This is a genomic window from Streptomyces sp. 4N509B (genome assembly GCF_052245655.1).
Lineage (GTDB): Bacteria > Actinomycetota > Actinomycetes > Streptomycetales > Streptomycetaceae > Streptomyces.
Genome location: NZ_JBQQBZ010000007.1, coordinates 1 through 24,159 on the forward strand (window position 1 = coordinate 1; position 24,159 = coordinate 24,159).

At 74.9% G+C, this 24,159-nt stretch carries 20 protein-coding genes; 9 read left to right on the plus strand and 11 right to left on the minus strand.

The annotated features are described in order from the left end of the window. The coding region (locus tag ACTWP5_RS09670) for a glucuronyl esterase domain-containing protein (protein WP_443220398.1) at positions 1-485 on the minus strand (485 nt) is incomplete at its 3' end. A 514-nt stretch (positions 486-999) separates the two neighbouring features. On the opposite strand from ACTWP5_RS09670, the gene ACTWP5_RS09675 reads away from it, so the two are divergent. The 4 genes from ACTWP5_RS09675 (at position 1,000) to ACTWP5_RS09690 (ending at position 5,310) form a co-directional block, all read left to right on the plus strand. Then, positions 1,000-2,331 (plus strand): ABC transporter substrate-binding protein, encoded by a 1,332-nt coding sequence (locus ACTWP5_RS09675; protein WP_443220399.1) that lies wholly within the window; start codon positions 1,000-1,002, stop codon positions 2,329-2,331. Positions 2,332-2,555: 224 nt separating this feature from the next. After that, a complete protein-coding gene (locus ACTWP5_RS09680) occupies positions 2,556-3,425 on the plus strand; it encodes a carbohydrate ABC transporter permease (protein WP_443220563.1) in 870 nt (289 codons plus the stop codon). Positions 3,426-3,532: 107 nt separating this feature from the next. Further along, positions 3,533-4,342 carry a carbohydrate ABC transporter permease gene (locus tag ACTWP5_RS09685; RefSeq protein WP_443220564.1) on the plus strand — a complete coding sequence of 270 codons (810 nt, stop codon included), beginning with the start codon at positions 3,533-3,535 and terminating at the stop codon, positions 4,340-4,342. A gap of 8 nt (positions 4,343-4,350) precedes the next feature. Next, on the plus strand, positions 4,351-5,310 hold the full coding sequence (locus ACTWP5_RS09690) for a 5-dehydro-4-deoxyglucarate dehydratase (RefSeq protein WP_443220400.1): 960 nt from the start codon (positions 4,351-4,353) through the stop codon (positions 5,308-5,310). Positions 5,311-5,331: 21 nt separating this feature from the next. On the opposite strand, the gene ACTWP5_RS09695 is transcribed toward ACTWP5_RS09690, so the two are convergent. The 4 genes from ACTWP5_RS09695 to ACTWP5_RS09710 all read right to left on the minus strand — a co-directional run bounded on the left by ACTWP5_RS09695 (position 5,332) and on the right by ACTWP5_RS09710 (position 9,839). Then, entirely contained in the window at positions 5,332-6,177 is an 846-nt protein-coding gene (locus tag ACTWP5_RS09695) for a hypothetical protein (protein ID WP_443220401.1), read from the minus strand. Between the two features lie 268 nt (positions 6,178-6,445). Beyond that, positions 6,446-7,441 (minus strand): helix-turn-helix domain-containing protein, encoded by a 996-nt coding sequence (locus ACTWP5_RS09700; RefSeq protein WP_443220402.1) that lies wholly within the window; start codon positions 7,439-7,441, stop codon positions 6,446-6,448. Positions 7,442-8,040: 599 nt separating this feature from the next. Next, entirely contained in the window at positions 8,041-8,871 is an 831-nt protein-coding gene (locus ACTWP5_RS09705) for a hydrolase (RefSeq protein ID WP_443220403.1), read from the minus strand. A 194-nt stretch (positions 8,872-9,065) separates the two neighbouring features. After that, positions 9,066-9,839 (minus strand): SIR2 family NAD-dependent protein deacylase, encoded by a 774-nt coding sequence (locus tag ACTWP5_RS09710; RefSeq protein ID WP_443220404.1) that lies wholly within the window; start codon positions 9,837-9,839, stop codon positions 9,066-9,068. A gap of 23 nt (positions 9,840-9,862) precedes the next feature. Between ACTWP5_RS09710 and ACTWP5_RS09715 the strand changes: the two genes are divergently transcribed. Together ACTWP5_RS09715 and ACTWP5_RS09720 are read left to right on the plus strand one after the other, a co-directional pair. Further along, positions 9,863-11,677 carry a gamma-glutamyltransferase family protein gene (locus ACTWP5_RS09715; protein ID WP_443220405.1) on the plus strand — a complete coding sequence of 605 codons (1,815 nt, stop codon included), beginning with the start codon at positions 9,863-9,865 and terminating at the stop codon, positions 11,675-11,677. Positions 11,678-11,966: 289 nt separating this feature from the next. Next, a complete protein-coding gene (locus tag ACTWP5_RS09720) occupies positions 11,967-13,430 on the plus strand; it encodes a hypothetical protein (protein WP_443220406.1) in 1,464 nt (487 codons plus the stop codon). 33 nt (positions 13,431-13,463) lie between these two features. On the opposite strand, the gene ACTWP5_RS09725 is transcribed toward ACTWP5_RS09720, so the two are convergent. Further along, positions 13,464-15,617, minus strand: coding sequence for a SpoIIE family protein phosphatase (locus ACTWP5_RS09725; RefSeq protein WP_443220407.1), 2,154 nt, complete (start codon positions 15,615-15,617; stop codon positions 13,464-13,466). Positions 15,618-15,754: 137 nt separating this feature from the next. Between ACTWP5_RS09725 and ACTWP5_RS09730 the strand changes: the two genes are divergently transcribed. The 3 genes from ACTWP5_RS09730 to ACTWP5_RS09740 all read left to right on the plus strand — a co-directional run bounded on the left by ACTWP5_RS09730 (position 15,755) and on the right by ACTWP5_RS09740 (position 19,393). Continuing rightward, complete coding sequence (locus ACTWP5_RS09730) at positions 15,755-16,636, plus strand: inositol monophosphatase family protein (RefSeq protein ID WP_443220408.1); 882 nt, start codon at positions 15,755-15,757, stop codon at positions 16,634-16,636. Positions 16,637-16,658: 22 nt separating this feature from the next. Continuing rightward, complete coding sequence (locus ACTWP5_RS09735) at positions 16,659-18,080, plus strand: phytoene desaturase family protein (RefSeq protein ID WP_443220409.1); 1,422 nt, start codon at positions 16,659-16,661, stop codon at positions 18,078-18,080. A 167-nt stretch (positions 18,081-18,247) separates the two neighbouring features. Next, on the plus strand, positions 18,248-19,393 hold the full coding sequence (locus ACTWP5_RS09740) for a glycerate kinase (RefSeq protein ID WP_443220410.1): 1,146 nt from the start codon (positions 18,248-18,250) through the stop codon (positions 19,391-19,393). Between the two features lie 30 nt (positions 19,394-19,423). Here ACTWP5_RS09740 and ACTWP5_RS09745 read toward each other — a convergent pair whose 3' ends face one another. The 5 genes from ACTWP5_RS09745 to ACTWP5_RS09765 all read right to left on the minus strand — a co-directional run bounded on the left by ACTWP5_RS09745 (position 19,424) and on the right by ACTWP5_RS09765 (position 24,154). Next, complete coding sequence (locus tag ACTWP5_RS09745) at positions 19,424-20,017, minus strand: hypothetical protein (RefSeq protein ID WP_443220411.1); 594 nt, start codon at positions 20,015-20,017, stop codon at positions 19,424-19,426. Further along, entirely contained in the window at positions 20,014-21,201 is a 1,188-nt protein-coding gene (locus ACTWP5_RS09750) for an ROK family glucokinase (protein WP_443220412.1), read from the minus strand. Before ACTWP5_RS09750 ends, ACTWP5_RS09745 begins: the two co-directional genes overlap by 4 nt. A gap of 96 nt (positions 21,202-21,297) precedes the next feature. Beyond that, a complete protein-coding gene (locus ACTWP5_RS09755) occupies positions 21,298-22,107 on the minus strand; it encodes an ABC transporter ATP-binding protein (protein ID WP_443220413.1) in 810 nt (269 codons plus the stop codon). Continuing rightward, the gene (locus ACTWP5_RS09760) at positions 22,104-23,219 is read right to left on the minus strand and encodes an ABC transporter ATP-binding protein (protein WP_443220414.1); all 1,116 of its coding nucleotides are present in this window, start codon (positions 23,217-23,219) and stop codon (positions 22,104-22,106) included. Before ACTWP5_RS09760 ends, ACTWP5_RS09755 begins: the two co-directional genes overlap by 4 nt. Beyond that, on the minus strand, positions 23,216-24,154 hold the full coding sequence (locus ACTWP5_RS09765; protein WP_443220415.1) for an ABC transporter permease: 939 nt from the start codon (positions 24,152-24,154) through the stop codon (positions 23,216-23,218). The genes ACTWP5_RS09760 and ACTWP5_RS09765 overlap by 4 nt, the downstream gene beginning before the upstream one ends. Between the last annotated feature and the right edge of the window lie 5 nt (positions 24,155-24,159).

Here is a 24,159-nt window from a genome sequence, read left to right on the forward strand (position 1 = left end):
ATGGTGGTGGTGTCGGCGCCGAAGCCGCCGTAGACGATCACGGCGGGGAAGGGTCCGGTGCCGCTGGGCAGCGAGACCGAGGCGGAGAAGCTGGCGCTGCGGCCGTTGTCCGACACGTTCACCGTGATCTGGCTGTTCGTCACGGTCCCCGTGACACTGTCCGGCGGCGCCGGCTTGTCACCGTAGACGTGCCGCTCCGCCATCTCCCGGATCTCCGCCCGCCGGCATCTCCAGTCCTCCGTGGTGGAGACGCGGGTCCCGTCGAGTCTCGTGAAGGGGTCGGGCAGCTGCGGGTTGGAGGACGTCTGACCCGGGTTCACCGCGCAGTCGGCGCCCTCGTCCTCGACCGAGGACTGGAACTGCGTGACGGCCACCGGGCTGTCGGCCGCGCCCGCCTGCGAGGCGACGGTGGTGGCGGTCAGGCCCGCCAGGGCCACGAAGGCCGTGGCGGCCCACACCCGGGGCCGATATCGGGGAAAGCGCATGGGAGACCTCCAGGGGAAGGTTCGCGATCGGATGGGGGGGTGCTCCGCGGCCGGACGGCGGGGACTCGTGCGCCTGTCGGCGGACGGCGGCTCGTCGGACGGTGCCGTGGCGGCCTGGGCGAGGGCGCCGCCTGACGCGGCGTCGGGGAAGGCATGCGGACTCCCGGTGAGGGGTTGCAGGATCGTCGCAGCGCGCCCCAGACCAGGCCCAGACGTGGGAGCGCTCCCAGGTTAGGAGCGGCAACTTTCCGGAACAAGACGCGGGAATTCTCCGGAAAAACTTTCAGGCCGGGCCACCTCGCACCCCTCGGCGCCCCACCGTCGGGCGACACCACGTGGCCACGAACGTGAACGCCGACCCCGCCCGATGACGCGTTTCGGTAAGCGCTTTCCCCGCTGACCTGGAAGTTTTCGGTATCACCGGAGGGTTGACCGCCCCTCGGGCGGACCCTACTGTGCACCCACGGTTTACAAAGATGGACGCCGTTTACATATCTGAACTCTTGGAGTCGCGATGCTGCGATCGCCCTCGACCCGAATCCCGGCGGCCCTCATGACCGCCGTCGCCGTCCTCGGCGGCCTCACAGCCTGCGGTTCGGACGACGACGGCGGCGGCTCGGGCGGCGGAGACGGCCCCCTGGAGGTCTGGACCCGGAGCGCGGACCTCCCCGCCGCCACCTACCGGAAGGTTTTCGACGCTTTCACGGAGCAGACCGGCATCGAGGTGGACTACCAGCCGGTGGTGGAGTTCGACACCCAGATCCAGGGCCGCGCCGCCTCCCGCGACCTGCCCGACGTCTTCATCAACGACAGCGGATCCCTGGGCACCTACGTCTCCCAGGGCTGGGTCGTCCCCGTCGACCCCACCTCCGTGGCGGGCCACGACAGCATCTCCGACGCCAACTGGGACACCACGCTGGGCCTGGACGGCGAGCACTACGGCATCCCGTTCTCCCGCCAGGCGTTCGTCACCATGGTCCGGAAGGACTGGCGCGAGAACCTCGGCCTTCCCGTCCCCGAGACCTGGGAGGACCTGACCGCGCTGGCCGAGGCCTTCGCCACCGAGGACCCCGACGGCAACGGCGACGACGACACCTTCGGCATGGTCGTCCCCGGCACCACCGAGCGCGGGTACCTCTCCTGGTGGGCCTCCAGCTACATCTGGCAGGGCGGCGGCGACTTCGTCACCGAGGCGGGCGAGGGCACCTTCGAGCCCGCCTTCGACTCCCCCGGCACCGTCGCCGCGGTCGAGTGGATCAAGGAGCAGTTCTGCACGCCCGGCCACGTCCAGCCGAACGCGCTCACCTCCACCACGCTCGACTCCCGGCAGTTCAACACCGGCGAGGCCGGCATCTACCTCACCGGCCCCTACAACCTCGCCGCCTACGACGACCAGCCCGGCAAGGACACCTTCGAGGTGATCCCGACGCCCGCGGGCCCCGCGGGCACCACCACCCTCGCCGAGGGCGAGAACATCTACCTCGCCGCGGGCTCCGACAAGACCGACGCGCAGCAGGCCCTGGCGGAGTTCCTCATCTCGCCCGAGGCCCAGGAGATCGCCATGGCGCTGGACAACAGCACCGAGCCCGTGGTCCGCATCCCCGTCAACACCGAGCTGAACGCGGGCGAACTCCGCGCCGACGAGCGCTGGGACCTCGTGCAGCAGCAGTACGAGAACGACTCGCGCACCTTCCCCTCCGCCATCGACTTCACCCCCATCCGGCAGGCGACGGCCGAGGGCCTGAACGCGATCATGTCCGACTGCGGCAGCGACGTCGCCGAGGGCGTCGCGCAGATCGAGGAGGACATCGCCTCCGAACTCGAGGCCCAGGACCTGCTTCCGTGAACGACCCGACACCCGGCTCCCCCACGGACGCCTCCGGGCCCGCGCGGCCCGAGACGCCCACGGAGACCACGGAGACCACGGCGACCGCCGTGTCCGCAGACCCCGCGCCGCCGCGTCCCGCGCGTGGCGGCGCGGCCTCCCGCCCGCCCCGCGTCCCCGCTCCTGCCCGCGGCGGGGACGGGGGCGGGAAGGGGGGCGGGAACGGGGGCGGCTGGTACGGACGGCTGTACCGGCTGCGCCGCTCGACGATCCCCTGGCTCTTCCTCGCCCCCGGCCTGCTGCTGGCGCTCACCTTCAAGTTCATCCCGATGTACGAGGGCATCCGGCTGAGCCTCCACGAGGTGCAGCCGTTCCTCGGCAACCAGTGGGTGGGCCTGGACAACTACGAGACGGTCCTCACCGACGACCGCTTCCAGGAGGCGTTCGGCCACACCCTGCTCCTGGGCGTCGGCCAGACCGTCGGCGCGATCGCCGTCGGCTTCCTGCTGGCGCTCCTGCTGGAGGGCCAGGCCCGTTCGCTGTGGCTGGTCCGCACGGCGGTGTTCCTGCCGGTCGTCACGGCGCTGGCCATCGTCGGCGAGATCTGGCGGCTGCTGTACCTGCCGACCTCCGACGGCTTCGTCAACTCCCTCCTCGGCTACCTCGGCTTCGGGCCGCAGCCGTTCCTCGACAGCCCCGACACCGCGCTGTGGTCGGTGATGGTCGTCGGCGTCTGGGTCGGCGCCCCGTACAACATGGTGATCATCCTCGCCGGGCTGGCGGGCGTGGACCGTTCGCTCTACGAGGCCGCCGCCGTCGACGGCGCCTCGCTGTGGCAGCGGCTGCGGCACATCACGCTGCCCGCGCTGCGGCCGGCCATCGCGATCGTCCTGACGCTGGCGGCCATCCGTGGCCTGCGGATCTTCACCGAGGTCTACGTGCTGACGGGCGGCGGCCCGGCCGGGGCCACGGAGGTGTGGATGACGCGCGTGTTCTCCCTCGGCTTCGAGCGCAACGACATCGGCGTCGCGTCGGCCGGCTCGATGATCCTGCTGGCCGTCACGCTGCTGCTGACCGTGACGGTGCGCCTGTTCACCCGGAGGGCCGAGAAGTGAGCACCCCGCTGAAGACGACCGCCCAGGGCTTCCGTCCGGGACGGTCCTCCACCCCGGTCACCCGCTTCGACACGGCCCTGGCCTGGTCGCCGCGCCTCGGTCCGGCCATGGTCCTGCGGATCGTGCTGTGCGCGCTCGCGCTGTTCGTGTTCGCCGCGCCGTTCCTGCTCATCGTCTCGGGCGCCTTCAGCGCGAACGCGCGCGCCTCGCAGCTCTCCCTCATCCCCGGCGACCCGACCTGGGAGAACTTCTCGGTCGCCAACGACCGTGGCGTGTGGGACTACTTCGCCAACTCCCTGGTCGTCGCCGGGGGCGGGCTGCTGCTCCAGATGACGGTCTCGGTCTTCGCGGCCTACGCGCTGGCCCGCCGCCGCTTCCGGGGCCGCGCCCTGGTGATGGGCCTGTTCCTGCTCACGATGATGCTGCCCGAGGAGATCATCGCCGTCCCGCTGTCGGTCGTCCTCGGCGACGTGCCGGTGCTCGACGTCAGCCTGCGCGGCACCGTCCTCGGGATCATCCTCCCGGTGGGCGCCTGGGGCTTCTCCGTCCTGGTGATGACGGAGTTCATGAAGGAGATACCGACCGAGATCGAGGAGTCGGCGCGGCTGGACGGGGTGGGTGAGCTGCGGATGCTGTGGCAGATCATCCTGCCGCTGTGCCGGCCCGCCCTCGGCGTCATCGGGATCTTCGGGTACCTGATGATCTGGGACCAGTACCTGCTGCCGATCATCGCCGCGAACAGCCCCGACGACTACACCCTGACCGTCGCCCTCCAGATGCTGCGGGCCGACGTGCAGGTGGGTTCCGGCGTCGTTCTCGCCGGGGCGCTGATCGCCCTCCTGCCCAGCCTCATCGTGTACTTCAGCCTCCAGGGATCCCTCGTGAGAGGCATCACCGCCGGCGCCACGAAGGGATGACACCTCCCATGAACGCCACGCTCACCCCGACCCCGTCGAGCGCGTCGCCCACGGCGGCCACCCTCACGTTCGACGGCATCCTCTTCTTTCCCGTCACGCCCTTCGCCGACGACGGCGGCGTCAACGAGGACGTGCTCGCCCGGCACGTCGACCGCGGCGTCGAGGCCGGGGCCGGCGGTGTCTTCGTCGCCTGCGGGACGGGCGAGTTCCACGCGCTGACCGTCGCGGAGCTCGGCGTCTGCGCGCGGGTGGCGGTCGCGACCGTCGCCGGCCGCGTCCCGGTGCTCGCGGCGGCCGGCGGCCCGTTGCCGCTGGTGCGCGAGCAGCTGGGCGAGCTGGCCGCGGCGGGCGTGGACGGCGTGCTGCTGTGCCCGCCGTACCTGGTCAACGGGCCGCAGCGGGGCCTGCTCGACTACGTCGGCGCCGTCACCGCCGCGACCGAGCTGCCGGTCATCGTCTACCAGCGCAACAACGCGGTCCCCACGCCGGAGACGGCGGCCGAGCTGTCGCTACTGCCCGGCGTCGTCGGGCTGAAGGACGGCGTCGGCGACGTCGAGCTGCTCCACCGCACGGTCCGCGCCATCGGCCGGGCGCGCGGCGGCGCGCCGTTCCTCTTCTTCAACGGCCTGCCGACCGCCGAGATGACCATCCACGCCTACCGGGGCCTCGGCGTGCCGCTGTACTCCTCGGCCGCCTTCGCCTTCGCGCCCGAGGTCGCGCTCGCCTTCTACCGCGCCCTGACCTCCGGCGACACGGCCATGACCTCGCTGCTGCTCGACGAGTTCTACGTGCCGCTGGTCGCGCTGCGCAACGAGCAGCCGGGCTACGCCGTCTCGCTCGTCAAGGCGGGGGTGCGGCTGCGCGGCCTGCCGGTCGGCGGCGTCCGCAGCCCGCTGCGCGACCCGAGCCCCGAACACCTCGACCGGCTGTCCACCCTCCTCGACCACGGCCTGAACCTGGTCGGCTGACCCTCGGCCGGGCGTGCGCCCTCAGCCGGCGCACGCCCAGCGGTTGGTCACCCGGGGCCACTCCTCGACGCCGTCCGCGGTGCGGACGTACACCGCGGAGGCGTCGTCGGGCACCCGCCACAGCTCCCAGCCGTGCTCCTCGTGCCGGTACCCGGTGTCCCGCGCGTCGGCCGGCATGTCCCCGTCCGCGACGAACGGGTCCACCAGCATCCCCTCCGGCAGCACCGACTCCGGGTCCCGTCCGTACCGCACGCCGCCCTCGTCGGGGTCCTCCGCGCTGCCGAGCTCGACGAAGTGCGCGTCCTGCCACGCACAGCTCTCCGCGCCGGGGTGGCTGCGCACCGCGGCCTGCGGCGCGCGGCGGCCGTCCTCGGCCGTCCAGACCTCGCCGCCGTCCTCGACCATGTCCGGCAGCCCGAACTCCACCACGTCGCACGCGGCGGCGGACTCCGGCCCCCAGTCGGGCCCGTTCACGTCGCGGGCGACGACCACCGCGGCCTTGGTCTCGCCGTCCACGTCGTAGGAGAACAGCACGCGGTCGTCCTCCTCGCGCTCCACCCGGTACCCGCTCTCCGGCAGGCCCGGCGCCTCCATGTCGAAGTAGAACGCCAGGCCGTCCTCGGGCGAGTCCCCGCCGTCCCCCTCGCTCCACGGCTCGCCCCCGCCGCCGTCCCCCCACTCCTCCCAGTCGCACTCCAACGCCCGGAGCGCGGCGTTCTCCCCGGCGAGCCGCCCGTCGTACGCCCGCGCCACCGGCTCCCCGTCCACGACGAGGTCATCCCCGCCCCCGCCACAGCCCGCCACCAGCAGCGCGGCCCCGACGGCGGCGCCCACGCCGACCCCCACGACGGCTCCGTGTCTCCTCACGACCCCACTCCTCCCACCTCGGCAACACCCCTCCGACGCACGGTCCGACCGGTGGGTTCCACCGCGGGCCGGCGCGTGTGGCCGGGCGCTTGTGACCAGGGGCGGTGGGGACTGGGGATGGGGACGGGGGGTGGGGTCACGGACACCCATCCGGTACCGGGCCGGAGCCGGGGACCTTCCCACCCACCCCCCGTGGCCGCGAGTCCCTCACGATCTCCGTCCGGCCCACCACCCCGCACCGTACCGCGCGTCACCGACAGCCAGCCGGTCACCGCTCCACGGGCGCGATGAGGAACGCCTGGGACGGGTCGTCCTCCACGCACTCCGTCTGGTGGATCTCGACCCCCGACATCGTCTCCCCGTTCATCGGGGCCAGGCACTTGCCGCTGACCTCGGGGCGGACGCGGTAGGAGTCGCCGCCGAGCGGTGTCTCGGTCGGTTCGATGAGGAAGCGTTGGGAGGGACGGTCGGCCGAGCACTCGTCCCACGGTTCGAGCATGTCGGTGATGTGGCCGCCGGCCAGGACGGTCAGACAGCCGCGTCCCTCCCGCGGATGGTGCCACTCGATGAAGTACAGGCCGTCCCCGGCCTCGCGCAGGAACGTGCGTGGCGACGGCGGCTCGCCACAGGGGCGTTGGACGGCGAGGGCGCCCTCGTACCGGCCCGAGCGGTCCCGGCCCTCCGTCAGACACAGCTCGGGGGTGCTGACCGTGCGGATCTCGTACCACCCGTCGTCGAACGGCGGAGCGCTCGTCGCCAGGGCGCTGCCGCCTCCCTCCGGCCACGACACCCAGACGCCGACCGCGAGCAACACCACGAGAACCACCGCCGTGGCACCGAGCCAACCGGTGTCCAGCCGCGCCCGGTCCGATCCTCCGCGCCGCACGCCACCGTCACCGTCAGTGGTGCCGTCGCCGGCGGTCGGGTCCGCGTGGGGGTCGGCCGGTGGTCCGTCGGCGGGGCGGGCGGCGAGCCGGTCGCGGGCGGCGAGCCACCCGCGCGCCTCGTCCTCGCCGACGCCACAGGCGCGGACGAACGCGGCGACCACCTCCCGCCGCGGCAACGCCGTGCGGCGCAGCATGTCGGCGGCGGTGCTGCGCGCCAGCACGTCGCCACGGCTCTCGGCCCGTTCCTCCAACTGCCGGTAGGACAGCCCCGTGTGGTCCTTCAGTCGCCGCAGCAGGGCGACGAACTCGGCCGCCGAGTCGGCCCCCTCGGGCCGTAACGCGCTCACGCCGCCGTCTCGCTGGTGATCTTCGCTCACTGCGGCATCCTCGCCCGAGGCGTGCCGGCGATCAATCCCCCTTCGCGCCATCCTTCCCACCAGCGCGTCATGTCCCGGACACTGTCCGGACACCCAGGCTGACCAGCCCGGACAGCGAGCCGGGCATCCGGAGCCTCGTCAGGTGGTTGCGCGGTGCGGGGTCGGGAGGACAGGCTCGTGAACGTCAGCCGCGACGGCCGAGACCACACGGGGGGTTGCCTCGGCCGTCGCGTGCTGGCCCAGAGCCGGTCCCACCGTTCCCCACCGCCCCGCCCTGTCCCGCCGCACCCGCCGATCCCGCCGATCCTGCCGACCCCGCGCCGGACGTGCCGAACCCCGCCGGGCGCTCGTTCCTCGGACCCACACCGCGCGTTCCCGGGAGTGGGGCGACGGTCCACGAGACGGGAGTGGGCCGCTGCCCCTCGTCGCCGGACCCGACCGTACTCCGGGGAGTACGGGTGCGGCTCTCGGAGGTGACCGCCCGTGAGCCCACCCGGCGACCCGCTCAGCTGCTCCCGACACCGCGCGGCGCCGTCAGCCCGCCGCCCGACGAGGTGCCCGTGGGGCGACCGCGAGCCGCACCGCGGCGCGGCGCCGCGTCACGCGCAGCCGACGCGGGCGGTGCCGACGGCGACGTCGTCGTACCAGAGAGTGTCCGCGCCCTCGCCGTAGCTCTCCCATCCCAGGCGCAGGTCGACGAGGGCGGGGCTCCAGGTGCCGTTCGCGAGCCACTGCCGGTCGATGTCGTGGTCCGGGACGTCGTCCACGACCAGGCCCTCGACGCTCGTGCCGTTGAGCCAGGTCTGGATGTGCCCCGTGGCCGGGGAGATCTGGTACTCGACGCAGGACCACTCGTTCACCGGCAGCGGCGCGCTGAGCGCGACGCCGGCCGGGCTCTGGGCGGGGAGGGTCGCGTCGTCCGTCTCGCGGTTCCACTGGAGGGCCGCGTTCTGGCCGCCCATGCGCAGGTCGCGGCCGGTGTTGTCGTCCTCCATGGCGAGGAAGGTGACGTGCTGGGTGGGCAGGGCGGTGCTGTGGCGGACCCAGAAGCGCACGTACAGCTCGGAGCCGGCGGGGACCTCGGTGAGGTCGGTGGCGGCGAAGGCGTGGTTGCAGTAGCCCTGGCCGCCGTCGACGCGCAGCGAGGTGGTGCCGCCGTGGGCGACGGAGGTGTCCACGGCGACGGAGCCCGTGCCGGTGCAGTCGCGGGCCTCGAAGGCCCAGCGTCCCGAGGGCGCGCCGCCGGTCTGGGACTCGAAGTCCTCGCAGAAGCCGTCGGCGGCGCAGGACGGCTGTTGGGCGGTGTCGGGTTCGGACGCCGAGGCGCCGACGTCGCCGAACGCGGTGGTGGTGCCGGCGGCGGCGAGGGCCAGGGCGAGGGCCGCCGCGCTCGCGGGGGCGCGCCAGCTACGGGTGGCGGAACGGGCCATGAAGGGCCTCCAGGGTGGGGGAGAGTGGGGGTGTGCGGCTCGGTCTCCCAGCGACCCCAGGATAGTGGGAGCGCTCCCATCACCTCAACCAACCAGCGGTCAAGAACCGTTCCCCGGGGAGCCGTTCGACGTCGAGCCGTTCGGCCGGGAGCCGTTCCGCGGGGCACCCCCTCCGCCGGAAGCCGCGCTCCGGCTCAGGCGGGCCGGGACTCCTGCGCCAGTCGCCGCAGCAGAGCCGGCAGGGACCGGCCGATCGGCTCGCGGATGATCTCGTCGGCGAGCGGGTCGTAGGGCGTCGGCTCGGCGTTGACGATGACCAGCCGGGCGCCGTGCTCCACGGCCAGGCCGGCGAGCGAGGCGGCCGGCTGCACCTGGAGGCTCGTCCCGACGGCCACGAAGACGTGGCAGGCGCGGGTGATCGCGACGGCGTCGGCGAGGACGTCGGGGTCGAGGGCCTGCCCGAACATCACGGTGGCCGACTTCAGGATGCCGCCGCAGTCACGGCAGGGCGGGTCCGCCTCGCCGGCCTCGACGCGCTCGATCGCCTCGGCCATCGTCGTGCGCGCGCCGCAGCCGGTGCAGACCACCGAGCGGGAGGTGCCGTGGAGTTCGAGGACCTTCCGCTCGGGCAGCCCCGCCGCCTGGTGGAGCCCGTCGACGTTCTGCGTGATGACGCGGACCGGCACCCCGGACTCCGCGAGGCGGACCACGGCCTCGTGCGCCGCGTTCGGCCGGGCGCGGAAGGCGGGGCTGTCGCGGCGCATCAGCCAGGAGCGGCGGCGGACCTCGGGGTCGTTCATGTAGAAGTCGTAGGTGACGAGCTTCTCCGCCTCGGGGTCGCGGCGCCACAGGCCGTCCGGGCCGCGGTAGTCGGGGATTCCCGAGTCGGTGGAGACGCCGGCGCCGCTGAGGATGGCCACCAGCGGGCGGGCGGACGGCTGCCCCCTCGGGGGCTCGGGGTCCTTCATGGCCACAGCGTATGCTCCGCCGCATGTTCACCACCCGACCCACTCTCCAGGGCACCTTCGGCATGGTCTCCTCGACGCACTGGCTGGCCTCGCAGTCCGCCATGGCGGTGTTGGAGGAGGGGGGCAACGCGTTCGACGCCGCCGTCGCCGCCGGCTTCGTGCTGCACGTCGTCGAGCCGCACCTGAACGGCCCGGCCGGGGACGTGCCGATCATCCTGGCGCCGGCCGGGGGCGAGGTGCGGGTGCTGTGCGGGCAGGGTCCGGCGCCCGCCGGGGCGACGATCGAGCACTTCACCGACCAGGGCCTGTCCCTCGTGCCCGGCACGGGGCCGCTGGCGGCGGTGGTGCCCGGCGCGTTCGACGCCTGGATGGTGCTGCTGCGCGACCACGGCACGATGGGCGTCGGACAGGTGCTGAAGTACGCCGTGCGGTACGCCGAGCACGGGCACCCGGCGGTCGAGGCGATCGGCCAGGCGGTGGAGCGCGTGAGGGAGCTGTTCCTGAACGAGTGGACCTCCTCGGCCGAGGTGTACCTCCCGGACGGCCGCCCGCCGGCCGGCGGCGCGCTGCTGCGCAACCGCGCGCTGGCGGCGACGTGGCGGCGGATGGTGTCGGAGTCCTCGGGCGTGGACCGCGAGGCGCGGATCGAGGCGGCGCGGCGGATATGGCGCGAGGGGTTCATCGGCGAGGCCATCGCGGCACACGCCGCCCGGCCGGCCATGGACTCCTCGGGCGAGCGGCATGCGGGCGTGCTGACGGGTGAGGACCTGGCGCGGTGGGAGGCGACGTACGAGGAGCCGGTGCGCTACGACTGGCGTGGCTGGACCCTGTGCAAGGCGGGGCCCTGGAGCCAGGGGCCCGTGCTGCCGCAGCAGTTGGCGCTGCTGGACGACGGGATCGACGCGGCGGCGTACGGCACGCCGGAGTACCTGCACACCCTGATCGAGGGCGGCAAGCTCGCCATGGCGGACCGGGAGGCGTGGTACGGGGACGCGGCGGGCGGGGCGGACGTGCCGCTTCGCACCCTGCTCTCGCCCGAGTACAACGCGGCGCGGCGGGCGTTGGTCGGCGAGCGCGCCTCGTTCGAGCTGCGGCCGGGGAGCCCGGACGGGCGCGTTCCCCGGCTCTCGGCGCACGCCCGGCTCGGGCGGCCCGGGGTCCCGGGGGCGGGGACGGGGACGGGGACCGGGGAGCCGACGGTGGAGGGGTCGATCGCCCGCACCGGGGAGACCAGGGGCGACACCTGCCACGTCGACGTCGTGGACCGGTGGGGGAACATGGTCAGCGCGACGCCCAGCGGCGGGTGGTTGCAGTCCTCGCCGGTCGTCCCCGGGCTCGGGTTCCCGCTGGGGACGCGCCTGCAGATGACCTGGCTGGAGCCGGGGCTGCCGTCCTCGCTGGTGCCGGGGCGGCGCCCGCGCACGACCCTCTCCCCCACGCTCGCGCTGCGCGGCGGGGAGCCGGTGCTGGCGTTCGGCACGCCCGGCGGGGACCAGCAGGACCAGTGGCAGACCCACTTCTTCCTCGCGCTCGCGCTGCGCCGGCCGCCGGCGCGCGGCGGGCTCGACCTCCAGGGCGCGATCGACGCGCCGAACTGGCACCAGGACGGCTTCCCCAGCTCGTTCTATCCGCGGGGGACGCGCCCGGGGAGCGTGACGGTGGAGTCGCGGATCGGCGAGACGGCCGTCGCGGAGCTGCGGCGGCGGGGCCACGAGGTGACGGTGGCGGGGCCGTGGAGCGAGGGGCGGCTGTGCGTCGTCGGGCGGGACCCGGAGACGGGGGTGCTGTCCGCGGCGGCCAACCCGCGGGGGATGCAGGGGTACGCGGTGGGGCGGTGACGGCCCGGGCGCGGTCGGGCGCGGCAGGGGCGGTCGGGCGCGGCAGGGGCGGTCGGGCGCGGCAGGGGCGGTCGGGCGCGGTGGTTCGGCGGCTCCGCTTCTCCGCGGTCCCTCCCCGTCGCGTCCCCTTTCTCTCCCCGGTCCGTCCTCGACTCCTCCCCCGTTTCCCGCGCCTTCCTCCCGTTCGCCCCGCGTTCCCTCGCTGTTCGCCCTCGGGGCGCGGTACGAAAACAGGCTGTAGCGCCGCGGAAACAAGGGCTGTAACACGGCTCCGGTTCAGTACACGCTCATGGCGGATGTCTCCACGGCTGGTCCCGACCTGGCGGCGCGCACGGCCGCCTTCGTCTCCGAGCTCCAGGTCGTCACGGCCGGGCTGGACCCCAGCGTCGGGTGGTACGCCGCGTTCGCGCGGCGCCACCCCGAGGAGCTGCACGCCTGGCTCGACGGGCGGACGCTGCCGCCCTGGGACGTGCTGGCCGACCTGCTCCAGGACTACGCCGTCCTCCACGGGCTGGGCGCCGCCGAGCGCACGGGCTGGCGGGTGAGGGAACGGTACGAGGCGGTGACGCGCGCGCGGGACGCGCTGCCGGGCGGCCCGGAGGCGCTGCGGCGAGGGCTGTCGGCGGCGGAGGCGGTGGCGCGGGAGGCGCAGCAGCGGGAGCGCCTGCTGGCGGCCGCCGAGGGGAACGCCGACCGCGCCGGCCAGGGGCAGGAGGCGACGCGACTCGCGGCGCTGCGGCTGTGGGCCCAGGACGACAGGGAACGGGCGATGGCCCGCCAGGCGGAGCTGCGGGCCCGGCTGGCGGCGTGCGGGGCCGTCGCGCGACGGGGGGCGACACCGCCGGCTCCGGCACCGACGCCCCAGGCGGCGCCGACGCCCCACATCGCGCCGGCTCCGCAGGAAGCGTCGGCACCGCCACGGCCGGTGGCGGGCGAGGGGCCGCCGCAGGCCGTTCCCACGGCGCCGACCGCGCCGGGAGGCGGCCGGGCGGACGGCGAGGCCACGGGCACGCCCGTAGCGGACACCACCCAGAAGCAGCGCTCCAAGCCCCGCCGCACGCCGCGGGGCGCCCGGTTCGCCGGGCTGGAGGACGAGGCGGCGCCGGTGCCGGCGACGGCCCCGCCCGCCGCGACGCCCCTCCCCGAGGCGGCACCGCCGCCCGGCGGCTCCCGCTTCGCAGGCGCCGTGGGCCGGGCGCGCGACGACGACGTCGCGCGGGTCTCGGAGACGGACCAGCGGGCGGTGTCCGACACGGCCGCGTCGCTCCGCGCGTTGCGGGACCGGGGGCAGGGCGGCGCGGCCCACGCCGTGCTGTCCGAGGCGGCCGGCGGTCCGGCCGCCCGCCTGCCGCTGCTCGTGGCGGAGCTGGAGCGGGCCGGCATGGCCTCGGACCTGGCCACGCTGCTGTGGGAGCTGGCCTCCCTGCCGCCGGGCCCGCTGGCGACGGCGGCGCGGGCGCTGGCCGTGGCGGGGCGGGAACGGGAGTGCGGGCAGCTGCTGTCGCAGGGCGCGGCGCGGCCCGCCCCCGAGGCCGGGTCGGTCGCGGTGGAGCTGTGGTCGCGGGGGCGGGGCGGGGAGGCCGTGACGCTGCTGTCGGCGCTGGTGCGGGCGAGGACGGCGGAGGAGGCGGCGCTGGCGGCGACGGCCGATCCGGCGGTCGTGGTGCCGTTACTGCTGGACGCGGCGTGGCGGGTGTCGCCGCGCCACCACTACGCGGTCACCAGTGAGCTGCGCCGGGCGGGCGTGGCCTGAGGGCTTCTCCCGCGATCGCCGGCGGGTCGGCCGTCAGAGCGCCGGGGGCATGGTGCCCGCCGGCGTCCGCAGCAGCAGGAGGGCGATGTCGTCGGAGCGTGTTCCCGACCGTTCGACGTCGCGGACCAGGGTGTCGGCGAGCTCGTCGAGGGGCTGGTGGCGCAGGGCGCGGATGCGCGCGGCGAGCTGGGCGGTGCTGGTGTCGAGGTCGACGCCGGGCGTCTCGACGAGGCCGTCGGTGTAGAGGACGAGCATCGTGCCGGGGAGCAGGGGGATCTCGCTGGTGTGGTAGTCGGCGGTGGCGTCGATGCCCAGCAGGAGGCCGGGCGAGAGCGTGGCGGGGGTGACGCGGCCGTCGGGGTGGCTCACCAGCGGCGGGATGTGCCCGGCGGTGGACAGGCGGGCGCGGTGGGCGCCGAGGTCGAGGTGGACGTAGAGGCAGCTGATGAACAGGCCGGGGTCGAGGTCGGTCAGCAGCCGGTTGGTGCGGGCGAGGACGTCGCCGGGGGCGGCCCCGGCGGTGGCGTGGACGGCGGTGCGGACCTGCCCCATCAGGGCGGCGGCGGTGACGTTGTGGCCCTGCACGTCGCCGATGGTGGCGGCGGCGCCGGCCGCGTCGAGGCCGATGAGGTCGTAGAAGTCGCCGCCGATCTCGATGCCGGGGGTGGCGGGCAGGTAGCGGGCGGCGGCCTCGAGGCCCGGGATCTCCGGCAGCGCGTCGGGCAGGAGGCCGGCCTGGAGGCGGTGGGCGAGCTGGTGCTTGGCGTCGTAGAGGAGGGCGCGGTCGAGCGCCTGGGCGAGCAGGCCGGCGACGGAGGTCATGGCGGCGCGCTCGTTGTGGGAGAAGTGGTGGGGGTGGTCGTAGGACAGCACGCAGGTGCCGACGGGCTGCCCGGAGACGGTGAGCGGCAGGTATGCCCAGGCGGCCTTGTCGGAGTGCGTCCGGGCGCCGGGGTACTCGCGTTCCATCTCTCCGGGCGAGGCGTAGAAGCGGGACGCCTGGCTCGCCAGGGCGGCGGTGGCGGGGGCGGGCCCGGTCTGGCCGTCCAGCCACTCGACGGCCTCGGGCTCGTAGCCGCGGTGGCCCCGGACACGCAGCCGGCCGCCCTCGCTGACCAGCAGGATCCAGCCCTGGAGGTCGAAGGCGGACATGATGTGCTCGGCGGCCAGGTCCACGACGTCCTGCACGCTGACGGCCTCGGTGAAGGCGGCGGCCAGGTGCATCAGGTGGTAGAGGGCGCCGGGACGGATCGGCTCGGGGGACGGCGGGGAGTAGGCCGGGGCGGGGGACGGTCTGGCGGGATCGCCGTTGGTCTCCGCCGCGAGGGGGGTGATGCGGACGCTCAGGCCCGAGGCGTCGGGGTAGAGGTGGAAGGTGAGCCGTCGGTCCGGTGGGCGGACGGCGGTGAAGGAGGTCGGCTCGCGGCTGACGACGGCGGCGCGGTAGCGGTCCTCGAAGACGGGGTCGCGCAGCCATGGCAGGGCCGCCCAGGGCAGGACCCCGGTGAGTGCGGGGACGGTGCCGCCGACGAGGTCGGCGCCCGTGGCGTTGATGTAGGTGATCCGCCCCTCCAGGTCGAGGGAGCAGCAGCCCTCGGGGAGCCGGTCGACGAAGGCGACGGCGGCACGCGCCTCGGCGGGCGGGACGTGGCGGGCCTGGCTGAGCGGCACGACGTGGGGGACGTCGGGGGAGGACAGCGGCCGGTCGCCGTCCGCGGCCCGTCGCAGCGTGGTGCCCAGGCGTTCGCAGGCGGAGAGGATCGTGTCGCGCTCGTGCGCGGGCAGCGTCGGCGGGTGGGTGGCCGGGAAGAGCAGGACGAGCGAGCCCCAGCAGATGTCCCCGTCGAGCAGTGGCGCGGCGGCGAGGGCGAAGCGGTAGGGGAAGGCGAGGGCCAGGCGGGGATAGCGGCGGGCGGTCTCCTCGTGGTTCCCGGACCAGATCAGGCGCCGTTCCCTGGCGGCGTCGGACGCCGGTATGGGCGCGGTCAGGCTGAGCCGCCGCCAGGGGCGGAGGAACTCCTCCGGCATGCCGATGATCATCGCGATCCGCAGCTCGGAGCCCCCGTTCGACAGCAGGTAGAGCACGCCCATCGAGGCGCCACTCCCGGTGACGACACGGTGGAGCTCCGCTTCCACCGCCCGTGCGTCGGGCGCGGTGCCAGCACGGTCCGCCTGCACGCCACTCACCGCCGCAACTGTACCGATATGCCTTGAATGAGAGGCTACGTCCCGGAGCGGCCGACCGCCAGGGTCGGGCCCGGGCGGCCGGCCCGAGTGGACGAGCCGCGTCCCGGTCGGTGACGGGCGCGTGCTTCGATGGACGGATGGTGAGTCTCGACGGGGCGTTGGCGGACCGGGTGGCGGCGACGGTGCGCGAGGCCGCGGCCGAGGAGGTCATGCGGCGCTGGAAGAAGCTCGCCGCGCACGAGGTGACCCGCAAACAGGGCCTGCTCGGACCGGTCAGCGCGGCCGACCTCGCGGCCGAACGCCGGCTGACGCGCGAGCTCACCGCCCTGCTGCCCGGCTCGCGCGTGGTCGGCGAGGAGGCCGTCCACACCGACCCCGCCGGCTACGAGGCGCTCAGGGGCGCCTCCCCCGTCTGGATCATCGACCCCATCGACGGCACACGCCCCTACGTGGGCGGCGAGCCGGGCTTCGCCACCCTCGTGGCGCTGGCCCAGCACGGCGAGATCCTCGGCGCGTGGATCGACGCGCCGGCGCTCGGCCTGGCCGCGCACGCCCGCAGGGGCGGCGGTGCCTGGCTCAACGGCGAACGGCTCCTGCCGGGACCGCCCGCCCCCGGAGCGCCGCTGCGGGTCGCCTGCTCCCACCCCGACTACGTCTCCCCGCCCCACCAGCGCGCCCTGCGCGCGCTGTGGACGGACGGCGTGGCGCCCCGCGTGACGGGGGCGGCGGGCCTGGAGTACCTGCGGATCGCGCGCGGCGAGCTCGACGCGGTCGCCTACAGCTGGGAGCTGGCGTGGGACCACGCCGCCGGGCTGCTGTTGGTCGCGGAGGCGGGTGGCACGAGCCTGACGCTCGACGACGAGCCGTTCCGTCTGGCCGGCGGCAACGCGCTGCCGTTCACCGCGGCGCGGGATCCCGACACGGCGCGGCGTATCCTCGGGGTGCTGCGGTCTGCCCGACCGAGTTCACGGCAGCGCCCAGTGCCCGGCCGCCCCTCGGGCGGTCGGCGGGACCGGTGAGGGGAGCGGCGAGGTGCCGTCGATGCGTGACGCGCGGGACGCGGTCGTGGTGGGGGCGGGGCCCAACGGCCTGACCGCCGCCGTCGAGCTGGCCAGGCGCGGCCTGTCGGTGGAGGTGTTCGAGGCGGGGGAGACCGTCGGCGGCGGGGCGCGCACGGAGGAGCTCACGCTGCCGGGCTTCCGGCACGACCCGTGCTCGGCGGTCCACCCCATGGGGGTCGGCTCCCCCGCCTTCGCCGCGATGCCGCTGGACCGGTACGGGCTCACGTGGCTCCAGCCCGAGCTGCCGATGGTGCATCCCTTCCCCGACGGCCGGCCCGCGGTGCTGGCCCGGTCGGTCGGCGAGACGGCCGCCTCCTTCGGCCCGCGCGACGCCGGCGCCTACCGCCGGCTGATGGCGCCCTACGCGGGTCACTGGTCGACGCTGGCGGCCGACTTCCTGTCGGTGCAGTGGCAGAAGCTGCCGCGCGACCCGGTGCGGCTGGCGCGGTTCGGGCTGGTCGGCCTGCCCCCGGTGAGTGTGCTGATGCGCCGCTTCCGCGACGAGCGGGCGCGGGCGCTGCTGGCCGGCCTCGCGGCCCACGTCATCTCGCCGCTGTCCACGCCGGCCACGGGCGCGATCGCGCTCGCCTTCGCGCTCGCCGCGCACGACGTGGGCTGGCCGGTGGCGCGCGGCGGCTCGCAGGCGATCTCGGACGCGCTGGCGGCGTACCTGCGGGAGCTCGGCGGGACGATCCACACCGGCGTGGAGGTCAGGCGGCTGGACGAGCTGCCGCCGGCCCGCGCCTACCTCTTCGACACCTCCCCCACCGCGATGGCCCGCATCGCGGGCCTCGGCCGGGCGTACTCCGGCTTCCGGTACGGCGCCGCCGCCTTCAAGATCGACTACGCGCTGGACGGGCCGGTGCCGTGGACCGCGCCCGAGGCGCGCCGGGCCGGCACCGTGCACCTCGGCCCGACCAGCCGCGAGATCGGCGCGGCGCTGCACGACGCCACCTCGGGCCGCGCCCCCGAGGTGCCGTTCCTCATCACCTCCCAGCCGACGGTGGTCGACCCGAGCCGGGCTCCCGAGGGCAAGCACGTGCTGTGGGTCTACGGGCACGTGCCGAACGGCTGGGACGGGGACCTGACGGACGCGGTCGAGCGCCAGCTGGAGCGGTTCGCGCCCGGCTTCCGCGACCTGGTGCTGGCCCAGGCGACGGCGGGGCCGCCCGAGCTGGCCCGGCGCAACGCGAACTACGTCGGCGGGGACATCGCCTGTGGCGCGTTCTCCGGGCTCCAGACCATGTTCCGCCCGCGGCCGGCGCTCAACCCGTACGCCACCGCGCACCCCGCGGTCTTCCTGTGCTCCTCGGCCGCCTGGCCGGGGCCCGGCGTCCACGGCATGTCGGGGCACAACGCGGCGAAGGTGGTGTGGCGGCGCCTGCGCCACCGCGACCGGTGAATGTTTTCATGGTTCCCGCGAGCCAACGCGGATAAGGTCGGCCCTGGGACTGCCTGTTCGAAAGCAACGACCGCAACGGTCGATGCGAACGAAGTGAACCGCCGCGAACGGCAGCGAAGGACCACGACGGAACCGACCACACGGACCACACTGGGGGCGGCGAGCCAATGACCGACACGGGGCAGACACGGCGCGTGCTGATCGCGGCCGACAAGTTCAAGGGATCACTGACCGCCGTCGAGGTGGCCGGGCACGTGGCGGCCGGCATCCGCAGAGCGCGCCCCGGCACCGTGGTGGTGGCCCGCCCCGTCGCCGACGGCGGCGACGGCACCGTGGACGCGGCCCTCGCCAGCGGCTTCGCCCCCCGCGAGGCGGTGGTCACCGGCCCGCTCGGGCTGCCGGTGACGGCCCGCTTCGCGATGCGCGGCAGGACCGCCGTGGTGGAGATGGCCGAGGCCTCGGGGCTGCGGCTGCTGCCGCCGGCCACCTTCGCGCCCCTGACCGCCACCAGCCACGGCACGGGCGAACTGATCGCGGCGGCGCTGGACGGCGGCGCCCGCACCATCGTGCTCGGCATGGGCGGATCGGCCACCACCGACGGCGGGGCGGGCATGCTCACGGCGCTCGGGGCGCGGCTGCTCGACAGCGACGGGGACCCGGTCGCGCCGGGCGGCGGGCCGCTGCGGGAGCTGGCCTCGGCGGACCTGACGGGCCTGGACGCGCGGCTGCGCAGCACGGAGGTCGTCCTCGCCAGCGACGTGGACAACCCGCTGACGGGCCCGAAGGGCGCGGCGGCGGTCTACGGCCCGCAGAAGGGCGCCGACCCGGTGGACGTCGAGGCGCTGGACGCGGCCCTCGCGCACTTCGCGCAGGTGCTGGAGACCTCGGTGGGGCCACGGGCGGGCCGCTGCGCGCAGGCGCCGGGCGCCGGTGCCGCCGGCGGCACGGGCTTCGGGGCGCTGCTGGGGCTCGGCGCCACGTTCCGGCCGGGCATCGAGGTGATGCTCGGGGTGGTGGACTTCGCCAAGGCGCTCGGCCCCGCCGACCTCGTGGTCACCGGGGAGGGGTCGCTCGACGCGCAGACCCTCCACGGCAAGGCTCCCGTCGGGGTGGCCGCCCAGGCGCGGGCGGCCGGCAAGCCGGTGGTGGCGGTCTGCGGCCGGCTCACGCTGGACGCGGCCCAGCTGCGCGGCGCCGGCATCGACGCGGCCTACGCGCTGTCGGAGCTGGAGCCCGACCCGGCGCGCTCCATCGCCCAGGCCGGCCCGCTGCTGGAACGCCTCGCCGAACGGCTCGCGCAGGAGTGGCTGTAGCCGTGCGTCGCCCGGGGTGCCGGGCGGGCGTCACTGCTCCGTGGTGGAGGCCACGTAGACGCGGGGGCGTTCGGCGCTGGTGAGGTCGACCGTCACGGCCACCTCGGGCTCGGCCGGCGACTGCTGCACGATGGTGCCGGCGTAGGCGCGGGCCGGGTCGTCCAGCACCCAGCCGACGGTGTCGGCGTGGGAGCGGGGGATCGTGACGGTGCCCTCGTTGAGGCTCGCGCGGGTGGTGCCGAGCTCCTCCAGGAAGAAGCTCAGCTGGTCGGGAGTGGAGCGGAACTGCACGTAGAGGGTGCTGCGCTCCCAGCTGTTGGTCTCGTAGTGTCCGACGTAGGTGACGCCGTCGGGGACGGGCACGTCGTAGATGCGCCGCTGCACCTTGCTGGGCCAGTGGTAGACCATCGTCTGGGCGGAGGCGCCGCGCGCCTTGTGCTCGCCGCTCTCCCGGCTCTGGTACGCCGAGAGCACGATGTACCCGGCCGGGACGGCGATCAGGAGGGCGATCGACAGCATCATCAGCCAGCGGCGGCGGGGCCTTCCGCCCGGCGTCATCGGTGTGCTCACGCGGGTGACGCCCGTCGTGGGGACGGAGCCGGAGGTCTGGTGGGTGGCGGTCATGGTCGGGTCGTCCGTCCCCGCGGCGACAGCCGCAGATCGAATCCGGTGCCGCGCTGTCCCGCCCGCGCCCACACGCGCTGCGCGGTACGGGTGCGCCGCTCGGCGCGGCGCCGGTTGGCGCGCCGGAAGCGGCGGGCGACGAGGCGGGCGAGGTCGGCGGCGCCGACCATCCCGGCGTCCGCGCCGAGGCCCGCGCGGACGATGGTGGCCTCCGGGCGGTACCCGCGGCCCGTCAGCTGGCGCCGGAACGCGTCGCGGGCCGGGCCGATCAGCAGGTCGTCCGCGTCGCTGACACCGCCGCCGATCACGAAGCGGGCGGGGTCGAGCGCGGCGGCGAGGTTGGCCAGACCCACCCCGAGCCACTGCCCGATGTCCTGCAACAGCTCCACGCACATCGCGTCGCCCTCGCGGGCCAGCTCCGTGATGAGGGGCCCGGTGATCTCGGGGATGCGGCCACCGACCCGGTCCAGGATGTGGTGGGCGACGGGCGAGTCGGCGGCGGCCAGCTCGCGGGCCTCGCGGACCAGCGCGTTGCCCGAGCTGTACTGCTCCCAGCAGCCGCGGTTGCCGCAGGGGCAGCGATGGCCCGAGGGCACCACCTGCATGTGGCCGAACTCGCCGGCCACGCCGTACGCGCCGCGCTTGACCCGGCCGCCCTCCAGTATCGCGCCGCCGATCCCGGTGCCCAGGGTGATCATCACCAGGTGGTCGGCGCCGCGCCCCGAGCCGAAGCGCCACTCGCCCCAGGCCGCGGCGTTCGCGTCGTTGTCGACCATGATCGGGACCGCGAGGCGGGCCGCGAGGGAGTCGCGCAGCGGCTCGTTGCGCCAGGCCAGGTGGGGCGCGAACAGCACACGGGAGCGGTCGGTGTCCACCCAGCCGGCGGCTCCGATGCCGACGGCGTGCACGTCGTGCCGGTCGGAGAGGTCGAGGACCAGCTCCACGATGGTGTCCTCGACGACCCTGGCGCTCTTGGACCGGTCGGGGGTCTCGGCGCGCATCCGTTCGAGCACCACGCCGTCGGCGTCGACGACGCCGGCCATCACCTTCGTGCCGCCGATGTCGATGCCCACGGTCGGGACGCGCGGGGCCGACAGGTGTGAGCGGCGCTCGCGGGGGGCGATGGTGCGCAGCACCGTGTTGCGGGCGGTGCCGCCCAGCGCGCGCTCACTGGAGGTGTTCATCGGCTCGATTGTGCCTCACCTGGTGCCGCCGGTCCCCCACGGCTCGGGAACGGCGGCCGCCTGGTGATGCTCTGGTACCGGTCGGATACCGCCCCGTTATGGCTCCCCGGGCCCCTGCCCGGCCGCCCCGTCGTCAAAGGCGGCGCGGCGGGAGCGGGGCGCGGCGGCGGCCAGCTTGCGGGTGTAGGGGTGCTGCGGGCTGAGGATCACATCGTCGCTCGGTCCGCGTTCGACGATCTCGCCCTTGTACATCACCATGACCTCGTCGGCGAAGTGCCGGGCGGTGGCGAGGTCGTGGGTGACGTAGAGGACCGCGAGGTCGCGTTCGGCGCGGAGCCGGTCCAGCAGGCCGAGGATCTCCAGCCGGATGGAGACGTCCAGCATCGAGACCGGCTCGTCGGCCAGCAGCACCCGCGGCTCGGGCGCGAGCGCGCGGGCGATCGCGACCCGCTGCCGTTGGCCGCCGGACAGCTCGTGGGGACGCTTCCGGGCGATGTCGGCCTCGGGAGTGAGGTTGACCGAGCGCAGCAGCGCGGCGACCTTCCCCTCGGCGTCCTCGCCCCGCCGGGCACGGCCCGTGGCCAGCAGCGGGCGCCGCAGGTGGTGGGCGATGTCGTGGGCGGGGTTGAGGGAGGCGAAGGGGTCCTGGAAGACCATCTGGACGGCGCGGCGGTACTCACGCCCCGGCGTGTCGGCCCGGCCGTCGAGGCGGACGCTGCCCCCGGTGGGGGCGACCAGCCGGGCCAGGGCGCGGACCACGGTGGACTTGCCGCTGCCCGACTGGCCGACCAGGGCGAGGGTGCGGCCCGCGGTGAGGGTGAAGGAGACCTCGTCCACGGCGCGGAACGGGCGCTGGCCGCGGCGCTTGTAGTCGACGGTGAGGTCGCTGACCTCCAGGGTCGTCATGGTGTCGTCTCCCCCTCCTTCTCGGTGGTGGGACCGGTGGGACCGGTGCCGGTGCCGCTGCCGGCGCGGGCCGCGGGGTCGTGGAGGTGGCAGGCGGCCCGCCACGGCTCGCCGCCCGCACCGGCCACGGCGTGGTCGGCGGGGCGGACGGTCGCGCAGCGATCGAACGCGTGCTCGCAGCGGTCGGCGAACGCGCAGCCGGGCAGCTCCTCCTTCAGGTCCGGCGGCTGCCCGGGGATGCCGCGCAGCTCGCGGCGGTCCCCGAGCAGGTCGGGGAAGGAACGCAGCAGGCCCTGGGTGTAGGGGTGGGCGGCGCCCGCGGCGACGTGCCCGGTCGCGGCGTACTCCACGATGCGGCCGGCGTACATCACGGCGAGCCGGTCGCTGAGTTCCAGCAGCAGCGTCAGGTCGTGGGTGATGAAGATGACGCTGAAGTCGAACGCGTCGCGCAGCCGCACGATCTCGTCGAGGATCTCGCGCTGCACCACCACGTCGAGCGCGGTGGTCGGCTCGTCCATGATGACGACCTCGGGGTCGAGGGCGAGCGCCATGGCGATGACGACGCGCTGCCGCATGCCGCCGGAGAGCTCGTGGGGGAAGCTGCGGACCCGGTCGGGGTCGATGCCCACGGTCTGAAGCAGCTGCCGGGCGCGGGCGCGGCGCTCGGCCGCCGCCATGTCGGGCCGGTGGGCGCGGAAGATGTCGTCGAACTGCCGGCCGACGGTGGTGACCGGGTTGAGGGCGTTCATGGCCGACTGGAAGACCATCGACAGCCGGCTCCAGCGGAAGGCGCGCAGCTCCGGGCCCTGAAGGGCCGTCAGCTCCGTCTCCCGCCCGTCGCGGCCGGTGAAGGTGACGGTGCCGCCGGCGAGCCGCGCCGGCGGGCGGAGCATGCGGCTGACGGCGTACGCCAGCGTCGACTTGCCGCACCCCGACTCCCCGGCGATACCGAGGATCTCGCCGCGGCGCAGCGAGAAGCTGACGTCGCGGACCGCGTGCAGCGGGCGCTCGCCGTCGTAGACGACGTCGACGTGCTCGGCCCGCAGCACGACGTCCGCCGACGTCCCGGCCCCGGCGGGCCGGGGCGCGGTGGGCGTGGTGGACTCGGTCATGGCGCGACCTCCCTCGGCGCCGCCGCCCCCCGGCGGCCGCGGGCGGCGCGGCCCGCGCGCAGGCGGGGGTCGAGCACCTCGTCGAGGCCGAAGCTGACGAGGGAGAGGGCGGCGCCCAGCAGGGCGATGCACAGGCCGGGCGGCAGGAACCACCACCACGCGCCGCTGGCCAGGGCCTCGGCGTTCTGCGCGAAGTAGAGCATGGTGCCCCAGGTGAGGTTGGAGGGGTCGTCCAGGCCGAGGAAGGCGAGGCCGGCCTGGGTGAGGACGGCGAAGATCACCGCGAAGATGAACTGGGAGACGATGATGGCGATCGCGTTCGGCAGGATCTCCACCAGCACGATCCGCCAGCGCTTCTCGCCGTAGACGCGGGCGGCCAGCACGTAGTCGCGGGTGCGCAGCGAGAGGGTCTGGGCGCGCAGCACGCGGGCGGAGGCGGCCCAGCTGGTGAGGGCGATGACGAAGATGGTGGCGAGCGAGCCGCCCTCGACGTAGGCCGCGATCACGATGACCAGCGGCAGCCCGGGGATGACGAGGAAGACGTTGCTCAGCAGCGACAGCGCCTCGTCGGCCAGGCCGCCGAGGAAGCCGCCGCCGATGCCGATGACGATGGAGATCGCGGTGGCGATCACGGCGGCGGCGAAGCCGATCACGAGGGTGCCGCGGGCGGCGACGACGAGCTGTTCGAAGACGTCCTGCCCGGTCTGGGTGGTGCCCAGCCAGTGCTCGCCGCTCGGGGCCTTGAGCAGGTCGTCGCCGACGCGGTTGGGCTCGTCGACCAGCCAGGGGCCGACGAGGGCGGTGAGGCCGAGCACGCCGAGGATGACGAGGCCGGCGGCGAGGCGGCGCGAGCGCAGGGCGCTGCGCAGCCAGGTGACGCCGGCGCCGCGCCCGGTGGCGGCGGGCGTGGCGGTGGGAGTGGTCAGGGAGCTCATGGCCG

What these genes read in the sequence shown, in the direction of transcription:
- ACTWP5_RS09675 (WP_443220399.1), top strand. Translation starts at nt 1,000, where the DNA reads ATGCTGCGATCGCCCTCGACCCGAATCCCGGCGGCCCTCATGACCGCC.
- ACTWP5_RS09685 (WP_443220564.1), top strand. Translation starts at nt 3,533, where the DNA reads ATGGTCCTGCGGATCGTGCTGTGCGCGCTCGCGCTGTTCGTGTTCGCC.
- ACTWP5_RS09690 (WP_443220400.1), top strand. Translation starts at nt 4,351, where the DNA reads ATGAACGCCACGCTCACCCCGACCCCGTCGAGCGCGTCGCCCACGGCG.
- ACTWP5_RS09705 (WP_443220403.1), bottom strand. Translation starts at nt 8,871, where the DNA reads ATGGCCCGTTCCGCCACCCGTAGCTGGCGCGCCCCCGCGAGCGCGGCG.
- ACTWP5_RS09710 (WP_443220404.1), bottom strand. Translation starts at nt 9,839, where the DNA reads ATGAAGGACCCCGAGCCCCCGAGGGGGCAGCCGTCCGCCCGCCCGCTG.
- ACTWP5_RS09715 (WP_443220405.1), top strand. Translation starts at nt 9,863, where the DNA reads ATGTTCACCACCCGACCCACTCTCCAGGGCACCTTCGGCATGGTCTCC.
- ACTWP5_RS09720 (WP_443220406.1), top strand. Translation starts at nt 11,967, where the DNA reads ATGGCGGATGTCTCCACGGCTGGTCCCGACCTGGCGGCGCGCACGGCC.
- ACTWP5_RS09730 (WP_443220408.1), top strand. Translation starts at nt 15,755, where the DNA reads ATGGTGAGTCTCGACGGGGCGTTGGCGGACCGGGTGGCGGCGACGGTG.
- ACTWP5_RS09735 (WP_443220409.1), top strand. Translation starts at nt 16,659, where the DNA reads ATGCGTGACGCGCGGGACGCGGTCGTGGTGGGGGCGGGGCCCAACGGC.
- ACTWP5_RS09740 (WP_443220410.1), top strand. Translation starts at nt 18,248, where the DNA reads ATGACCGACACGGGGCAGACACGGCGCGTGCTGATCGCGGCCGACAAG.
- ACTWP5_RS09745 (WP_443220411.1), bottom strand. Translation starts at nt 20,017, where the DNA reads ATGACCGCCACCCACCAGACCTCCGGCTCCGTCCCCACGACGGGCGTC.
- ACTWP5_RS09750 (WP_443220412.1), bottom strand. Translation starts at nt 21,201, where the DNA reads ATGAACACCTCCAGTGAGCGCGCGCTGGGCGGCACCGCCCGCAACACG.
- ACTWP5_RS09755 (WP_443220413.1), bottom strand. Translation starts at nt 22,107, where the DNA reads ATGACGACCCTGGAGGTCAGCGACCTCACCGTCGACTACAAGCGCCGC.
- ACTWP5_RS09760 (WP_443220414.1), bottom strand. Translation starts at nt 23,219, where the DNA reads ATGACCGAGTCCACCACGCCCACCGCGCCCCGGCCCGCCGGGGCCGGG.
- ACTWP5_RS09765 (WP_443220415.1), bottom strand. Translation starts at nt 24,154, where the DNA reads ATGAGCTCCCTGACCACTCCCACCGCCACGCCCGCCGCCACCGGGCGC.